This window comes from Larkinella harenae (assembly GCF_054780515.1).
The window spans coordinates 77384-94841 of sequence record NZ_BAAGWE010000009.1 but is presented as its reverse complement, the minus strand read 5'-3'; the positions used below and the strand labels follow the sequence as shown (position 1 = coordinate 94841).

Annotated in this window: 15 protein-coding genes; 14 read left to right on the top strand and 1 reads right to left on the bottom strand. The window is 40.5% G+C overall.

What is annotated here, in order from left to right:
* Positions 1 to 257 precede the first annotated feature (257 nt).
* Positions 258 to 998 (bottom strand): response regulator transcription factor, encoded by a 741-nt coding sequence (locus ACYVH9_RS27220; RefSeq protein ID WP_460639593.1) that lies wholly within the window; start codon positions 996 to 998, stop codon positions 258 to 260.
* A 1009-nt stretch (positions 999 to 2007) separates the two neighbouring features.
* Between ACYVH9_RS27220 and ACYVH9_RS27215 the strand changes: the two genes are divergently transcribed.
* From ACYVH9_RS27215 to ACYVH9_RS27150, 14 genes are all read left to right on the top strand, one after another.
* Positions 2008 to 3114 carry a sugar transferase gene (locus tag ACYVH9_RS27215; protein ID WP_460639592.1) on the top strand — a complete coding sequence of 369 codons (1107 nt, stop codon included), beginning with the start codon at positions 2008 to 2010 and terminating at the stop codon, positions 3112 to 3114.
* A gap of 121 nt (positions 3115 to 3235) precedes the next feature.
* Positions 3236 to 4402, top strand: coding sequence for a DegT/DnrJ/EryC1/StrS family aminotransferase (locus tag ACYVH9_RS27210; protein ID WP_460639591.1), 1167 nt, complete (start codon positions 3236 to 3238; stop codon positions 4400 to 4402).
* A 463-nt stretch (positions 4403 to 4865) separates the two neighbouring features.
* Entirely contained in the window at positions 4866 to 5720 is an 855-nt protein-coding gene (locus tag ACYVH9_RS27205; protein ID WP_460639590.1) for a polysaccharide biosynthesis/export family protein, read from the top strand.
* Positions 5721 to 5738: 18 nt separating this feature from the next.
* The gene (locus ACYVH9_RS27200; protein WP_460639589.1) at positions 5739 to 8084 is read left to right on the top strand and encodes a GumC family protein; all 2346 of its coding nucleotides are present in this window, start codon (positions 5739 to 5741) and stop codon (positions 8082 to 8084) included.
* A gap of 8 nt (positions 8085 to 8092) precedes the next feature.
* Positions 8093 to 8668, top strand: coding sequence for an acyltransferase (locus tag ACYVH9_RS27195; protein ID WP_460639588.1), 576 nt, complete (start codon positions 8093 to 8095; stop codon positions 8666 to 8668).
* A 22-nt stretch (positions 8669 to 8690) separates the two neighbouring features.
* Positions 8691 to 9686, top strand: coding sequence for a Gfo/Idh/MocA family oxidoreductase (locus tag ACYVH9_RS27190; protein ID WP_460639587.1), 996 nt, complete (start codon positions 8691 to 8693; stop codon positions 9684 to 9686).
* 3 nt (positions 9687 to 9689) lie between these two features.
* Positions 9690 to 10556 carry an ABC transporter permease gene (locus ACYVH9_RS27185; RefSeq protein WP_460639586.1) on the top strand — a complete coding sequence of 289 codons (867 nt, stop codon included), beginning with the start codon at positions 9690 to 9692 and terminating at the stop codon, positions 10554 to 10556.
* Positions 10557 to 10575: 19 nt separating this feature from the next.
* A complete protein-coding gene (locus ACYVH9_RS27180) occupies positions 10576 to 11871 on the top strand; it encodes an ABC transporter ATP-binding protein (RefSeq protein ID WP_460639585.1) in 1296 nt (431 codons plus the stop codon).
* Complete coding sequence (locus tag ACYVH9_RS27175) at positions 11868 to 12626, top strand: hypothetical protein (protein ID WP_460639584.1); 759 nt, start codon at positions 11868 to 11870, stop codon at positions 12624 to 12626. Before ACYVH9_RS27180 ends, ACYVH9_RS27175 begins: the two co-directional genes overlap by 4 nt.
* 57 nt (positions 12627 to 12683) lie before the next feature.
* Positions 12684 to 13751, top strand: coding sequence for a glycosyltransferase (locus ACYVH9_RS27170; RefSeq protein ID WP_460639583.1), 1068 nt, complete (start codon positions 12684 to 12686; stop codon positions 13749 to 13751).
* Positions 13752 to 13784: 33 nt separating this feature from the next.
* Entirely contained in the window at positions 13785 to 14723 is a 939-nt protein-coding gene (locus ACYVH9_RS27165; protein ID WP_460639582.1) for a nucleotide-diphospho-sugar transferase, read from the top strand.
* The gene (locus ACYVH9_RS27160) at positions 14720 to 15577 is read left to right on the top strand and encodes a glycosyltransferase family 2 protein (protein ID WP_460639581.1); all 858 of its coding nucleotides are present in this window, start codon (positions 14720 to 14722) and stop codon (positions 15575 to 15577) included. The genes ACYVH9_RS27165 and ACYVH9_RS27160 overlap by 4 nt, the downstream gene beginning before the upstream one ends.
* The gene (locus tag ACYVH9_RS27155; protein WP_460639580.1) at positions 15574 to 16281 is read left to right on the top strand and encodes an FkbM family methyltransferase; all 708 of its coding nucleotides are present in this window, start codon (positions 15574 to 15576) and stop codon (positions 16279 to 16281) included. Before ACYVH9_RS27160 ends, ACYVH9_RS27155 begins: the two co-directional genes overlap by 4 nt.
* Positions 16282 to 16542: 261 nt before the next feature.
* Positions 16543 to 17370, top strand: a complete 828-nt coding sequence (locus ACYVH9_RS27150) for a glycosyltransferase family 2 protein (RefSeq protein ID WP_460639579.1) — start codon at positions 16543 to 16545, stop codon at positions 17368 to 17370.
* The last annotated feature ends 88 nt before the right edge of the window (positions 17371 to 17458 follow it).

Below are 17458 nucleotides of genomic sequence, written 5' to 3'. Positions count from 1 at the left end.
TTACAGAAGGTTTCCTGTTTCTTCTAACGAAACGCAGTGGACTTGCTTCGCAGGTTAAAAATGGCCGGTTTTGTTTATCATTTCCCTACCGTATCGGACCTGAATTCAACAGGTTACCTTATCCCCAAACAAGCCACGGTACATTTTATACGTCAGTTGGCAGTGCTTGGCGGCGTATCATTGAAAATTAGCTGAATAGCAATGGGGCTGCAAGCAAGAGAAGCCCAATCGTTTTCATGGCCATTGATGCTGTTACGTCAGCGTGTACGAACAATGACCAGTCGTTTTAAGAACTCACTACGGTTTCCTTCTGGAATAGTAAAAGAGTTTTTAAGGTCTAGCATAAACAGTTGATTCCCTTCAATTCGATCTAGATGATCTAAATTGATCATGAGAGAGCGGGATAGCCGATAGAAGTTTGATGCTTGAAAATAATGAGCCACATAACCCAGATTCATCGTTAACAAGAGGGGAGGGGCTTCATTCATCATAAAAATTTTGACGTATGCTCCTTCGGCCTGAAGATAGATTACGTCTTTTTTGGTGATTTTTTTATACCCTTTATTGATGGGCAAATAAAGGGTTTCAGAGACTAACAATTTGTCTGTTTGCCTGTTCTGTGACCGGTGATTATAATGAGCTAATTCAATCTGTAACATTAGCTCATGATGGCGGAAAGGTTTGAATAGGTAGGCAGCAGGCATTGTTTCTTTAGCTTGCTGAAAATAAGTAGGTTCTGAAGTGTCCGTGAGATAAATAATGGGCATGGAGTGATAGATTAATAAGTTGCGGGCGGCATCAATGCCGTCGCCCGTAATCCCGTCGAGCCGGATAGCAATCAATGCTACATGGGGTGGTTCTTTCTTGACAGCCGCAATGGCTTCCTGGGTATTTCGGGCGATGGCTGTTACGGTATGCCCAGCACTTTCTATAGTAGCTTGGATGTCAGTGGCGGTAATGAGCTGGTCTTCGACAATCAAAATCTTTAATGGCTCCATTTTAATACGTACTCAGTTAAATGGTACTGTGATATGGTATTATCGTTTGTTTGCTCAACCTAAATCATAGGTTTACTTCTATCTATCCGTTTCAAAGGCAATCCGAACTTCTGTGTAAATGTAGCCTGCTGCTAAAACCTTAGTGGTCGTGCGGTAGATAAAAGGGAGCATCGAGTCTCCTTCTTAAGCCGGCGGTCATCTTTTATGGTAGAGCCGATCTAGTTTGTGAAATTTTTTGCGAGGTTCCAAGGTTCATAAAAATTAACTGAGTAATCATTTCCAAGTCTTAAGGTCCGGTTTTTACTTGTGCGATAGCCGCGAAATGGAATTTGGAGTAATCGTACTCAGGTAAACCGAGTCAGCGGAGAATAGTTATCAGTTAAAAGGGCCCAAAAAAGCAGTTCGTTGGGTTATAAAGCAAGTTACCCATTGAATAGTAAAACAAGTTGAGGAAACCCAATTAATGCGATTTAAGTATGGAGTCATAACGGAAGAGAGATAACGGTTGCTATCAGTAGGATAAGTTATGTTAAAAATGAAAAATTAGGTCTGATATTTGATTAGAATACTAGAAAGTAACAGTATTTGTTAAAGGTATAAGTTTTGTGAATGATTATTGCAAACTTAGATACTTAAAATTAACATTTACTCTTATTGGTAACATAAATTTATGTAAAGTATGAATTTTAAAATGTTACCGATTGATGTTGTTTAGTGACTTATTTGCTGGTTTAGTTTGCTATATTTCCTTGTAATAGGTACTTAGAAAATCTCTTAAGTTTATTCACTTATGGAATTGAATTCGTTAAATGAAAACGTATCTCCGTAAAGGAAACAGGTGGTTTAATACAATATATTGTGTCTTTTTACCCGCTTGTACTATATTAGAAACCACTATAACAGCCTGGGATATAAGGCACGAGCAGCAGCTATAAAGGGGCTTTCAACTATGTTGAAGTGTCACTGATCTTTCAATCGGAATCGAATTAGCAATTGGATCTTACGGATTATGATAATACCCTCTACTGCGCTTTCCACCGAATCCGAATTAGCGTACCACCAAACTCAACCTGCCCCGGAAGAAACGGTGTGTGAGGCTTCTGATCCTATCAAGCCTGAGCCTGACCTTGTCCAATTTCTGGCAAAGCTGGCTCCGATTGAACAGTGGCAGTCCATTACTCATTCCACGATTGCGAAGCATCAGGTCCCACCTACCCGTCAGCATGTGTATTTAGATAAATTGCTTCTGAAGGCAGATAATCCGAGTCACCTGTTTGAACAAGTGCGGGAAGGGTTGTCACCCAATCATTATTTTGCGTTCAAAATTACCACGGCTGAAAATATCAAATCACTGATCAAAAGCAGATACTCGAATTTTCTGTTTACGGCTTATTACCCGTTTCACTTCCTTGGCCATCGAGTGCTACCTAAATTAAAAGGCTTCCGAAAAGTATGCCGACTGCTCCATATCGCTGTTGATATGTCGAAGGCTGAGGTAATGGGAAGACTGATTTTTCACGGGTTTGAAATTGTCCAGCTCATGGAAACCGATCAGGAGACGTATTTCGTGACCAAGCCCCACCCCTCGTATAGGCCCAGCGTTAGTCTTTCCCCCCCTAGCGAAGGTTTTTTATTCACCATGAAACGCGTAGGGAAAGAAAATAAACCGATAACGATCTACAAACTTCGGTCCATGCATCCCTACGCCGAGTATGCTCAGGAATATGTGCATAAAACCCAGGGTTTGGACACGGGCGGAAAATTCAAAAATGATTTCCGGGTTAGTACGGGAGGGAGGCTCATTCGAAAATACTGGATTGATGAACTGCCCATGCTGTATAATCTTCTGAAAGGCGATATCAAACTCATTGGTGTACGGCCCATTAGTGAACATTATTTTAATCTGTATCCTGAACGCCTTCGGGCAATTCGATGTAAACACAAACCGGGTTTATTGCCGCCTTTTTATGCCGATTTGCCAAAAGGCCTTGATGAGATTGTTCAATCAGAATTAATGTATCTGGAAGCTTACGAGAAAAATCCACTCAAAACCGACTTGACCTACCTGGGGAAAATTCTTAAAAATATAGTAGTAAACAAAGCCAGGAGCCAATGACTGAGCGCGATGCACTGGGTTCAAACGACTTGTAAAACACCTCAGCAGTCGTTCAGGTTGAAAATGCAAATCATGATTCGGAAAAAGAAAGTAATCGAAGTCAAGTAGCTGTTTCGTACGTATGGGTACTTATTCAGGGGTGGATGACACCATCCAAATGGTTGATTTAAAGAAACAATACTTGCGTAATAAAGTGGCAATCGATACTGCCATGCAGCGTTGTGTTGATGATGCAACTTTTATTAATGGTCCCCAAGTCGGGCAATTTGAGCAGGCCTTGTCCGGGTATCTAGGGGTACAGAGGGTGATTTCCTGCGCGAATGGCACCGATGCTCTGCAATTGGCCATGATGGCTTTGAATCTTAAACCAGGCGATGAAGTTATTGTGCCGGCATTCACTTACGTAGCTACAGCTGAAGTTATTGCGCTGCTGGGGTTGGTGCCGGTAATGGTTGATGTTGATCCGGTTACCTTTACCATTGCGGTACAAGAGATAGAGAAAGCGGTATCGAAAAAGACACGGGCGGTCGTTCCTGTGCATCTGTTCGGCCAGTGTGCCGATATGGAATCAATTTTAAAAATTTGCCAATATAACGATCTGGTAGTAATTGAGGATACCGCTCAAGCCATTGGAACTCAGTATACCTTTAGTCATGGGGAGGTTAGGTCGGCAGGTTGTTTAGGCAACGTAGGAACTACTTCTTTTTTTCCCTCTAAAAACCTCGGCTGTTTTGGCGACGGAGGAGCCGTTTTTACCAATGATCCTGCGGTAGCGGACCGTGTACGTCAAATTGCAAACCACGGACAAAGCCAGAAATACAAGCATGATGTAGTCGGTATCAATTCTCGGCTGGATACACTGCAAGCCGCTGTACTTCTTGAAAAATTAAATTATTTAGATGCCTATACAGCAGCTCGCCAACGGGCTGCTACCTGGTATGATCAGGCATTTGAAGATGTCTCAGCCATTGAACTCCCAGGACGCGTGCCTTACTCAACCCATGTATTCCACCAATATACGTTAAAGGTTCCTGCGCGTGACCGCGATAGACTAAGGGCTTTTCTCCTTGAGAAGCACATTCCAAGTATGGTATATTATCCTATTTCTTTAGCAAAACAAAAGGCTTATCAAGGGGTAGGGCGGGTCATTGGTGACTTGGCTGTAACAGAGGAGCTATGTCAACGTGTTGTTTCTCTTCCAATCCATACGGAATTGTCGGAATTGCAATTGGATTACATCTGTCATACGGTAAAACAATACTTCAATATAAAAAAGTATACAAATTGACAGGACAAACGAAGCTTTTGGTGTAATTTTTGTTTGGCTAACAAAATATACCACCGTTGACTTGAAAGACTTTTGAATGAAGAGTGCCAAAATCTGCATTGCGTAAAAGCTGAACGGAAAATAATCGGATACGTAACGGATAAGTTTCAATACGGATGAATTCATTTACATCTGCAGAAAAGGGTTACAACAAAACACCCACATCGAATGTCGAAAGTTTGATTTCTATGTTTTATTCAGCGAAAGTTATTTGATAAAGCTTTCAGTATTGTTTTGTGTAGTATACAATGCATTAGTGGAGGATCTTATTAATTACTTCGCTAATCAAACGTATTAATACAATTCCCCATTCCCATATTATTAATTCATTTATTTATAGGTTACCAGGGTATGGGACTGAACGGGCGAAGCCATCGATAATTTACAGCCAACTAACTATAGTGCGTATTTAGATCACTTGTTTATGCTTATAGAAATGGGTAAAAAATTCTTTTGTAAGAATACTTTATATATTTTCCTCTTTTTTGTACACGTATTCTATCTTTCATCTTGTGTTACCACAAAACAACTTCCACCTCAATTAGAATATTTTCAGAGTAACGATTCTATTTACCCCGTACTTGTTGAAACCGCTATCCCCCCTGTATCGACAATTCAAAAAGGAGATATTTTAGGGATCATCGTTAGCAGTTTGAATAAGGAATCTAACGAAGTTCTTAATTTCTATAACATTAGTTCCTTACCCTTAGCGTCGTTTTCGCCAGGCACGGCGGGTGTTGGTACACAGCCTTTGGGGTATCCAGTCGACTCGTTGGGTACTGTTTCAATGCCACTTATTGGGAAACAAAAATTAGAAGGAATGACCCTTCAGCAGGCCGAAGAAAAGATTCGGATTGAAGTTGAAAAAACCTTAAAAGATCCGGCAGTAAATATTCGGTATATGAACCATAAGTTCACGGTTCTGGGTGAGATCGGAAATCCTGGTATTTTCAATTTACTTAACGATAAAACTACTTTGATAGAAGCGATAACCGTTGCGGGTGATTTGTCAATTTATGGTAAACGAGATAGTATTACGGTTATAAGAGATAGAGGAGGTAAACGAGAAATTGGAAAAGTAAATCTTCATACCAGAGATATTTTTATGTCTCCATATTTTTTTGTACAAAATAATGATATTATATATGTTGAACCTACGAAAGAAAAAATGATTCCGAAGCAACAAGATCAGAAAAGCTTGTTTGCGCAGCGCGCTCCTATATACTTAAGCTTAACAACGACCTTGTTGTCATTTGTTTATTTAATATCTCGTTTCTAATAACTGTTTGTATAACCCATGAGTAGCGTTGAGCAACTATTTACTGAAGGAGATGACAGCGATATTCTAAGTTACTTTTATAAGTACATTAGGTACTGGTATTGGATAGCGTTGTCGTTAATTATAAGTATTGCATGTGCTTATATCTACCTAAAGAAATATACTCCTATTTACCAAGTAAGCGCAACGCTTCTTATTAAAGATGATAAGAAGATGAATACAGAGGTGCTTGAGAAACTGGATATGGGTGGTCGAAGCAAATTAGTTGAAAATGAAATTGAGGTTTTAAAATCTAGAGCACTGAGTAAAAAAATTGTTGAGGATTTAAATTTAGAAGTTACGTATTGGAAAGAAGCTAAGGCTCGTGATAATGAGTTACATACCACGAGTCCTATTGTTCTGAATGCATCGAATATTTCTGACTTTGCATATGATAATCCATTATATATAAAGAGTGAATCTGCTACTAAATACAAATTGTTGGATCATGATCAAGTTGAAATAGGTGCCTTTCATTACAGCCAATTAGTGAGTTCTAAATACGGTAAATTTCGCGTCTTTAACCGAGAAAAGTTTAAAACTAATGATGCTATTGTTAAGGTTGTATTTCAAAAGAAAGACTTCTTGGTAAATGACTTGATTCATGGACTCCAGATATCGCTATTAAACCCTAAAACTACGCTCATCTCATTAGGTCTTGAGACTTCAGTTCCTATAAAAGGAATCGATATTTTGAGTAAGTTGCTGAATGAATATACATTCTTATCATTGGAAGACAAGAATCGGGAGGCCACAAATACCCTTCGTTTTATTGAGGAACGATTAAAATTAGTTACAGCAGAGCTTGGGGATGTTGAACAAAATGTCGAAAGTTATCGGAGGAAAAAAGGGGTGAATGATTTAAGCTCTGAGGCTAATCTTTTTTTAGGTAAGGTAGAAGAGAATGATTCAAAACTCAATGAATTAGAGATTCAATTAAAAGTATTAGATGGAATCGAAAAATATTTAAATAGTGCTCAAGTGGGTATAGTGGCCCCGGCTACTATGATGGGCGTATCTGATCCTGTCTTAAATTCCTACATTGAACAGCTCTCGAAACTTGAGATCGAACGTAGTAAATTAGCGCAGACCGTTCAGCCCGGTAATCCCTATTTAGAAACGATTCTGTCTCAAATGCGGAATGTGAAACAGGCCATTAATGAAAACTTAATCAATCAGAAAGCTAGTTTAAATGTTTCTAAAAAGAGTTTAATTGATTTGAATAATAGATTAGAGGCTTCCATTTCATCGATACCAAGAAAAGAAAGAGAGTTTGTTGGTATTAAACGGCAGGCCAATATAAAAGAGGATTTGTATTTATTATTGCTTAAAACGAGGGAAGAGACGGCCTTATCTTATGCGTCCGCTGTTACAGATAGTCGTATTGTTGACGCTCCTTACACAACTGGCGATCCGATCCGACCTAATACTCAGAATATATATTTGGTAGCGCTATTATTGGGTATAGCCGTGCCAATTGCCCTAATTATTGCTAAAGAATCGTTGACAAATACGGTTCAGTCAAAAAAAGAGATTGAACGAAAAACAGGATTAGAGGTCTTTGCTGAAATAGGTGTGAAAGATAGAAGTGACAAAGGAGAAGTCATTGATATCAAAAGCCGTAGCTTTGTTAGCGAGCAAGTTCGAATGCTCCGGTCAAACCTTCAGTATTTATTTCATGAAACACAGGAAGACGTAGGAAAGACGGTACTCATCACTTCGTCTTCCAGCGGAGAGGGCAAAAGTTTTGTCGCGATTAACTTAGCAGCGTCATTAGCTTTCCTTGATAAAAAAGTTGTGATTTTAGGCTTTGACTTACGAAAACCGAAGGTTCAGGAATATCTTCAGGTGAGTAACATGACGGGACTCTCAAATTACCTGATCGGAAAAGCGGATATTGAAGATGTTATACAAACGACCAGTACCAATAATGTCTACATTATACCCAGTGGTCCAATCCCTCCAAATCCTTCTGAGCTAATCGCCAACGGCCGAGTAAAATACTTATTTGATTCCTTAAGAAAGTCTTTTGACTTTGTTATCGTTGACACCCCGCCGGTAGGGCTTGTGACCGATGCAACCCTTTTAGCTTCTTTTACCGACGTGTGTTTTTATCTGGTTCGTCACGAAAGAACGCCCCGTTTATACCTAAATACGATTTCTGATCTAAATAGGAAAGGGGTCTTTAAATCACTGAACATAATTTTCAACGGAGTCAATTATAAGAATTCCGCTGAGTACGGATATGGCTATGGATACGGCGGCTATTATGAGGAAAAGGTGACTCAAAACGGTTGGTTGAGCCGACTTGTAAAACGAGGATAGGGAGAAAAGTGGAAAAGGTTTTTATTCACCCAACAGCGGTTGTTGATGAAGGCTGTGAAATAGGCGAAGACACCTGTATTTGGCATTTTTCACACATTATGCCAGCGTGCATTATTGGAGCAAAATGTAATATTGGCCAGAATGTGGTTATATTTCCGCATGTTATTTTGGGTAATAACGTGAAAGTTCAGAACAATGTGTCAATCTATACGGGAGTCATTTGCGCGGATGACGTGTTTTTGGGACCTTCTATGGTATTTACGAACGTCATAAATCCACGTAGCGCGATCAACCGGCGGGGCCAATACCTTAGTACCCGCGTGGGCAAAGGAGCTAGTATTGGCGCGAATGCGACGATTGTATGCGGAAATGATATTGGTGAATTCGCTTTTATTGGCGCGGGTGCTGTTGTGACCAAAAGCGTGCCACCATACGCCTTGGTTGTTGGAAATCCGGCCCGTCAACTAGGGTGGGTCAGTGAATACGGGCATCGACTATTTTTTGACTCGCTAGGTCGTGCAACCTGCCCGGAAAGTGAAACTGATTACGTACTGAAAGAAGGCAAGGTTATGGCCATCGCCTAAATCGCTTCTATTTTTTTCGCTCATGAAAAAGTTTGCTCTGATCGGTGCGGCAGGTTATATCGCACCTCGCCATCTGAGAGCTATCAAGGATACGGGTAACCAACTCGTAACGGCTTTCGACAAATTCGATGCGGTAGGCGTTATGGATAGTTTTTTCCCCGATGCGGATTTCTTTACTGAGTTTGAGCGGTTTGATCGGCACGTCGATAAAATTCGACGGGATGGCGATTCGATTGACTACCTGGCGATTTGTAGCCCTAATTACCTTCACGACGCCCATATTCGGTTTGGCTTGCGTAATGGGGCCGATGTCATTTGTGAAAAACCACTCGTGTTGAACCCCTGGAACATTGAGGGATTAGCCGAAATGGAGCAGGAAACCGGTAAGCGAGTTAACAATATTTTACAACTCAGGTTGCACCCAAGTTTAATCCGTTTGAAAGAGCGGGTGGACCAGGGACCCGTTGGCAAAATTTACGATCTGGACCTGGCGTATATTACCTGCCGTGGGAAATGGTACAACATAAGTTGGAAGGGGGATCCAGCAAAATCTGGTGGTATTGCCACGAACATTGGGGTGCATTTTTTTGATATGCTCACCTGGATATTCGGAACGGTAAAGCAGAATATCGTTCATGTTCGTGAAGAAAATACCGCTGCAGGTTACCTGGAATTGGAACGGGCCCGTGTGCGCTGGTTTCTGAGTACAGAGTACGGATCATTGCCCGAACCCATCAAACTTGCCAACCGACGTACGTACCGATCGCTGCAAATAGAAGGGGAAGAGATCGAATTTAGCGACGGTTTTACGGACCTGCACACAAAGAGTTATGAAAAGATTCTGGAAGGGGATGGGTTCGGCTTGGGAGAAGCCTATCCTTCCATCGACATTGTACACCATATTCGAAATGTTAAACTGACGCGCCTGAACGGGGACTATCACCCTTTGATTAAGGTAAAACGGAATGGAATTGTGAGGGTCCCCGTAAATTCCTTTTTAAGCGATTTTGGCAGGTAGATAATGGTTCAAAATAACGAGATTGCAGATAGAGAAACCTATTCTCATTCCATTACCCCACAGAACAGCCTGTTCGATTTGCGTTTAAACGAGATTTGGCAATATCGGGATCTTCTGATGTTGTTTGTTCGCCGTGATTTTGTGGCAAAATACAAACAGACCATTCTTGGGCCAATCTGGTTTTTCGTTCAGCCTATGTTCCAAACATTGGTAATGGCCATCGTCTTTGGGGCCATGGCCGGTCTCTCTACCGATGGCGTTCCCCCCATCCTGTTTTACCTGGCAGGGGTTACAGCCTGGAATTATTTTTCCAATTGCCTGCGGGCTACGTCCAATACCTTCACTGCCAATGCGGGTTTATTTGGTAAAGTATATTTCCCCAGAGCAGTAACCCCACTGTCGATTGTCATTAGTAACCTGATTCAGTTTGGCATGGGCATGATCCTGTTTACGGTGCTGTATTTCTGTTATATATTGACAGGCACCCGGGTACATCCAACGAATGCCCTGCTTTTATTGCCGCTCCTTGTCGGTATGATGGGTTTTATGGGCTTGGGCTTGGGCATGCTGGTATCTGCAATGACCACCCGCTACCGGGATTTGCAATATTTGGTAGAGTTTGGGGTGCAACTCTTGATGTATGCAACTCCTGTTATTATTCCGTTGGCGGCTATTCCTGCAAAGTATAAATGGGTTATGCTCGCCAATCCCATGACGGGTGTTATTGAAACCTTCAAATACGGTTTTTTCGGAACAGGTACCTTATCTGGAGGGCTGCTTGGCTATTCGGCTGGATTTACCATCATTGTTTTTCTGGTTGGTTTAGCGGTTTTTAACCGGATAGAAAAAAATTTTATGGACACGGTGTAAACCGGTCTTCTTTGTCGGAATGAAGCCAAGTATAAGAGTCGAAATGTTATCCAAACAATACCGGTTAGGAACCATTGGAGCTGGAACCATTCGGGAGGATGTGCAGCGATGGTGGCACCGTATCCGGGGAAAAGAAGACCCCTATCTGAAAATTGGGGATACCAACGATCGACGTAGCAAAGGGAGTAGTGATTACGTATGGGCGCTTAAGGACATTAATTTCGAAGTAATGCCCGGGGACATACTGGGAATTATTGGTAAAAATGGGGCCGGTAAATCAACCTTGCTAAAAATTCTTTCGAAAGTCACTGGACCCACCACCGGCCGGATTGACTTCAATGGACGAATTGGTAGCCTTCTGGAGGTTGGAACCGGTTTCCATCCGGACCTAACAGGCCGTGAAAATATCTTTCTGAATGGGGCAATTTTAGGGATGACCAAACGCGAAATTCGGTCAAAGCTCGAGGAAATAATTGACTTTTCTGGTTGTGAACGGTACATCGATACGCCGGTTAAACGCTATTCTAGCGGCATGACAGTACGCTTGGGATTTGCTATCGCTGCTCATTTGGACCCGGAAATTCTGGTTGTCGATGAAGTTTTAGCTGTGGGGGACGCTGAGTTTCAGAAGAAGGCAATTGGGAAAATGCAGGACGTTAGTAAGAATGAAGGACGAAGCGTATTATTTGTTAGCCATAATATGGGTAGCATTCGTCATTTATGTAATAAAGGAGTGCTGCTTTCAAATGGATGTGTGGAGACAGTAGGAGCGATTGATACACTAATAAATCAATATCTAGAAGTACAAGCGAATACGGCCAACATTACCCATGTTAATATTTCAAGTCTCAACCGACGGTTTGAGACATCCAGACAATTAGAATTCATAGAAGTATACCGAAAGAATGCTTATCAAATTGCGATGGATGAACCTCTTCAAGTCTCTTTGCTCATTAAGAGAAATAATCAGGTGAAGCGGGCGAGGCTAATAGGCATGCTAAATTACGAAGATGAAACTCGAGTTGGATTGTTTTTTTCAAAGGAATTCGAGGTGCCTAATGATCAGGAATATTTCTTATTAAATGTAGTTTTGGAGAATCATAATTTGGCGTATGGGCGCTATTTCTTTGACTTTAACATAGGGCGTGGAGATTATACAACGACATCAATGGAAGATTATGATGTTGTATACAATACGGTTTCATTTAAAGTCGAATACAGCGATCGGGTCAGTCGGAGCTATATTACTAGTTGGAAAAATCATTGGGGAAGAAACTGCTTTCAGGATGTAGAAGTTAATCTAGCTCAGGTATGAAGAAATATCTAATCGAAAAGATAAGGAAATTGGTTGGGGTAGAAAAAAATAAGTTTCTGCTTGAAGCAGTTTTAATGAGACTTGATAAGCAAGAAACAGTTTTAAATGAGATATACAATGCGAATCTATTCAGGGATTCTATATCCAGTAGTGAATGGTTGGAAAAAAAGAGTTTTTCTCCTGGCCGTTGGGCTGTAGATTATTCTTTTCTTTATATATTATATAGGGTATTGAATCATGTAAAACCTAAATATATTGTCGAGTTTGGCTTAGGTCAATCGACAAAAATGATTTCTCAATTTGCTGAATTTTATGATTTGGAACTTTCAGTTTTTGAAAATAATCAAGAATGGATAGATTTTTTTCAAAAAGATTTTGATATAGGGCGGAATTGCCGTCTCAACAAGGTAGAATTAGAATCTGTGCATTATGATGGGTTCGAATCTATTCGCTATAAAGATGTTGTTCATTATCTCTCTGCTTCAGAAATTGAGCTAATTGTACTTGATGGTCCGATAGGATCAAAACGATATTCGAGGACTCAAGTTTTAGATTTAATCCCAAAATACATTAATCAGAAACATTTTTGCGTATTGATTGACGATTATAATCGCCAAGGGGAAAAAGATACGGTTAACGAACTGTTGAATCAGCTAGAAGTTGGCAATATAGACTATGCTAAAGTCGTGTACACGGGTGAAAAAAATGTCATGTTAATTTGTTCTACAAACAATATTTATTTGACATCATTATAGTTGTTTGACAGACCCCTGCTTGATCTCTTACGATAAATATTGATATACATAGAGATTATGGATAACTCACTCGTCTCAATCATTATCCCTGCGTTTAATAGGGAAACCCTAATTGCTGAGACGCTAGAATCTGTCTTATATCAAACTTATCCATATTGGGAGTGCATTGTTATTGATGATCACTCAAATGACAATACAGTGGAGGTTGTTAAAGCTTATTGTAAACAGGACCACCGGTTTAAGTTAATAAGCCGAGATAGAGATCCTAAAGGAGCACAGACTTGTAGAAATATTGGCATCCAGCAAAGCAAAGGGGTGTTTCTACTTTTTTTAGATTCGGATGATTTACTATTTAGGAATGCAATACAGGATAGGGTATCTTTTTTGAAAGAGAATACAAATTTAGATTTTTGTGTATCACAGGGCGTACTAGGCCAATATCCGCTCTCAAATGACAATAAATATTACTATACAACGGATTTATTGCAGACGGATTATATTTTTAAATTTTGTAGATTTTTAGCCAGTTGGATTACGCTAAATGCAATGTGGAAAAAAGAAAGCATTGTTAAAAACGAAATGTATTGGAATGAAAAATTGCCCGCTCTGCAAGATATTGACTTTCACCTAAAGGCCGTTTTAAAATGTTTTAATTTTGAATTTGTATCCAATACACCCGATTGTTTTTACCGAAACCATTCTTTAATAAGAATAAGTGTGAACGCTAAAAGAGAAAATGCATCATTGGTTATTTTGAATGAAAGCGTACTCCCCTTAGTTTCAAAAAAAAATAGAAATGATGTGTTGCCTTTGCTAAGTTATATAATTAATACTCACTATTTACTTCAAAATCCCATGTGTGGGATTTCTGAATTTGTTTATTTTAAATTGGTTGGTGTTCAGGGATTTATTCGTTTATGGCTAACTCTTCCAATACTGAGGAGATTGCTGTATATGAGAATTAAGGGTAGGTCATACCTATTGAGATGGCTTAACGATTTGTCTGGAATAAACCGTTATCTTACTATTGATGATAACGTAAAAAATTTTTCCAATGAAATAAGTAATGATGTATTACTGTACTCTAAGGAAGCCTTGGGTTTAACACGTAAAATTGATGTGTAGTGGTTTTATATAATATAAATATTACTAATTCAAATGCTTAATACGCCTATTTTATTTATAATATTTAATAGGGTAGATTTGGCTAAAACTGTATTTGATAAAATTCGTGCGCAGAGGCCTGTTAAATTATTTATTGCAGCTGACGGACCTCGGCCAGGGATTGAAATGGATCGGATAAACTGTGAAGTAGTTAGAAAATACGTCTTAGATAGTATTGATTGGGAATGTCAAGTGTATAAGCTCTTCAGAGAGACTAATTTAGGCTGTGGCCGAAGTGTTTCTTCGGCCATAAGCTGGTTCTTTGATGAAGTAGAAGAAGGAATCATTTTGGAGGATGATTGTGTGCCTAACGAACACTTTTTTAAATTTTGCGAAACGCTTCTGCAGCGTTATCGTAGTAATCATTCTATCTCTGCGATTTCTGGTAATAATTTCCAGCCATTGCAGCCTATGCTGATAGAGCCTGATTATTACTTTTCTGTTTTTCCATCAAGTTGGGGTTGGGCAACCTGGAGGAGAGCTTGGACGGGCTTTGATTTACATATATCAGATTGGCCTACAGCCCGGCAAAAAGAACTGGAATCGTTTCTATTCCAGGAAAAAAAATATTCGCACTGGTGGAAAAGACAGTTTGATCACTATTCTCATGATAAGGTTGAGCATACCTGGGATTTCCAATTTCATTATTTATCGATGAGCCGAAATCAACTTGCTGTGTTGCCAAAAGTGAACCTAGTATCGAATATTGGTACTGGAGATGATGCGACTCATTTTAAATCTGCTGAAAGTGAGTTGGTTAACATGCCAACTTTTAAGCTTTCGTTTCCATTGAAACATCCAAAATCGATTAGTAGAAATTATGAAGCGGATTTGTATCATCAAAAACTACTATTTGGTGAGGTAGAAATTCACAGCATCTACAAACGATTTAAGAAATTTGTAAAACGGGTTATCCGCTATCGGTTATTTTGATAACGTTGTCCATCATAACGGTTAATTTGAATAATAAGGATGGGTTGGAAAAGACAATACGTAGCGTATCCCAACAATCTTTTTCTGATTTTGAATATGTGTTAATCGATGGTGGCTCTACCGATGGCAGTATTCAAGTTGTTCTTGATAACGAGTATTTGTTTCAATATTGGACTTCAGAATCTGACAACGGTATTTACCACGCCATGAACAAAGGCATACTTGCTGCGAAAGGTGAGTACTGCCTGTTTTTGAATTCGGGTGATTGGTTGGTGTCTGCTGAAACGTTAGAAAAGGTGTTTGCCCCAAATCCACAAGCTGATGTGATTGCGGGAGATGTTTATTTTTTCAATACGTCAACAAACCAGGTGAAATGGCATAGTAATTCGCCTGATCGACTCACGGCTAAAACGCTGTTTCTAGGCACCTTGCCCCATCAGGCAACATTTATTCGACGAAGTTTATTCTCTAAACTAGGCTTATACAACGAACACTTAAGAATAGCATCGGATTGGCTTTTTTTTCTGGAAGCGTTGCTGGAGCACCATAGTTCATACCATCACCATGCCGAGCCGGTTGCTTATTTCAACATGGATGGGATTAGCTGTAACCCCCAGACGACCGATTTACCGCGCCGGGAGCAACTTACTATCCTTCAGCAAAAGTATCCGCGTTTTTTGCCTGATTATGAAGAGTTTGATCAACTCGAAAAACAAAGCCAGCATTGGTTGCAGAGCCGTGAGTACCGGGTTTATTGTTTTTTGAAGCGTATTGGGGTCATTCAGGTTGGTATTTGGGTGCGTCGGCTAAAACGATTCCTGCTACGAATTTTTAAATTGGATCACCTCGTTTGAAATCCTTTGTAAAGAAACTTGCCCAACGCTTTGGGTACGATATTCAGCACCTACCCACCGATCCTATTGTTCGGCAATGGTGCGATTTGATGCAGTCTAACGGTATTGACTTAATTTTTGATGTAGGAGCCAATATTGGTCAGTATGCTTTAAAAGTCAGGGGGTTGGGTTATGCTGGTGATATTATATCATTTGAACCCATGAGAGAGGCCTATCAACAGCTGCAAGTAAATGCCGCAACTGACGCTCGCTGGCATACCCTGCATACGGGCATTGGTCATTATGACGGCACCGCAGTGATCAACGTTTCTACCAATTCGTACAGTAGTTCGATCTTAGATATTTTGCCGCTGCACCTTGAAAGTGCACCTGATGCGGTGTATACCCGACAGGAACCTATTTCCATTCAACGATTAGATACACTGATTGATCAATTTTACAAACCAGGCAAGAATCTGTTTGTGAAGATTGATACGCAGGGATTCGAGCGGCAAGTGTTTGAAGGAAGCAAAAATGCCCTAAATAAAATCCGGGGGTTTCAGATGGAGTTGTCGCTCCAGCCGCTGTACGAAGGCGAAACCCTAATGCAGGAAATGATTGTGCTGATGCGTCAGAACGGATTCAAATTGAAACTAATTGAAAGTGGTTACCGAAGTGATGAAACCGGAGAGTTAATGCAAGTGGAAGGATATTTTTTCAGATAGGCAGCCTACCAACTAGTTACTAAAGGATTATTCCAGGGCAGAATATGGGCTATCGTTTCATTACCAGGCGGGGTACGTATTGAAACTTTGTTTTTTCGAGAAGCCCCAACGATAAACCATTGAGCGAACGGAATGCCATCACACGGACCGAAAAGAGCAGGTCGATGAAATCTCCAATAGATCGATATCATTTCTAGAAACGAGATGGAGCCAGTTTGCGAGGAAGGATTGCAGGGTAGGCAGCTTGTATCCATCATAACCGTGAATCTTAACAACGCTGGCGGGCTACAAAAAACAATTGATAGCGTTTTTCAGCAAACCTACACGGATTACGAATACTTGATTATTGATGGAGGTTCTACTGACGGCAGCCGTTTCGTCATTGAGCAGCACGCTCACCGGCTAAGCTATTGGATATCAGAGCCGGATGGGGGCATTTATCCAGCCATGAACAAGGGGATTGAACGGGCTAAGGGGGCGTATTGTTTATTCCTAAATTCAGGCGATTGGCTGGTCAATGAATACGTTCTCGAACAATGTTTCGGGATAAGACAAACAGCTGATGTATTGATCGGAGGGTGCCAGGTTTCAAAAAATGGGTCGATCGTTCATACGTACACACCATCTGAAGAGATCACCCTTCAATCCTTTTATGAAGCGACCATACCCCACCAATCAACCTTCATAAAAAAAACGCTCTTCGACAGGGTGGGGATGTATACGCAAACGTATAGGATTCATGGCGATTACGAATTCTGGATTCGCGCCATCATCATTCATCATTGCTCTGTCTCGCTTCTTAAATCTATTGTAGCTGATTATAACCTGGAGGGCTTGTCGAACAGCGCTGCGTGGCGCAGCCAATCGAAGGAAGAGGTTTATCAAATCCTTCGATTGATGATTCCAGAGCGTGTCTTGGCTGATTATGCAAGTTGGAAGGCTAAAAAAAGCGAACAACAACTTTGGGATTGGGTGAAATCTAAATATTTGATTTATAAGGTAATTCGGTTTGCCTACTTGCTAGCCACGAGGATGGTAGCACTAAAACGCGGACTGAAACCGCCAAAATCAGACCGAAAAAATGATTGAGACGCCCGTTTTACTCATCATTTTTAACCGACCCGACCTCACCCAGCGCACGTTTGATTCGATTCGAGCCGTAAAACCGCGAAAACTG

Coding starts and splice junctions, on each gene's coding strand:
- ACYVH9_RS27220 (WP_460639593.1), bottom strand. CDS start 998: ATGGAGCCATTAAAGATTTTGATTGTCGAAGACCAGCTCATTACCGCC.
- ACYVH9_RS27215 (WP_460639592.1), top strand. CDS start 2,008: ATGATAATACCCTCTACTGCGCTTTCCACCGAATCCGAATTAGCGTAC.
- ACYVH9_RS27210 (WP_460639591.1), top strand. CDS start 3,236: ATGGGTACTTATTCAGGGGTGGATGACACCATCCAAATGGTTGATTTA.
- ACYVH9_RS27205 (WP_460639590.1), top strand. CDS start 4,866: ATGCTTATAGAAATGGGTAAAAAATTCTTTTGTAAGAATACTTTATAT.
- ACYVH9_RS27200 (WP_460639589.1), top strand. CDS start 5,739: ATGAGTAGCGTTGAGCAACTATTTACTGAAGGAGATGACAGCGATATT.
- ACYVH9_RS27190 (WP_460639587.1), top strand. CDS start 8,691: ATGAAAAAGTTTGCTCTGATCGGTGCGGCAGGTTATATCGCACCTCGC.
- ACYVH9_RS27185 (WP_460639586.1), top strand. CDS start 9,690: ATGGTTCAAAATAACGAGATTGCAGATAGAGAAACCTATTCTCATTCC.
- ACYVH9_RS27180 (WP_460639585.1), top strand. CDS start 10,576: ATGAAGCCAAGTATAAGAGTCGAAATGTTATCCAAACAATACCGGTTA.
- ACYVH9_RS27175 (WP_460639584.1), top strand. CDS start 11,868: ATGAAGAAATATCTAATCGAAAAGATAAGGAAATTGGTTGGGGTAGAA.
- ACYVH9_RS27170 (WP_460639583.1), top strand. CDS start 12,684: ATGGATAACTCACTCGTCTCAATCATTATCCCTGCGTTTAATAGGGAA.
- ACYVH9_RS27165 (WP_460639582.1), top strand. CDS start 13,785: ATGCTTAATACGCCTATTTTATTTATAATATTTAATAGGGTAGATTTG.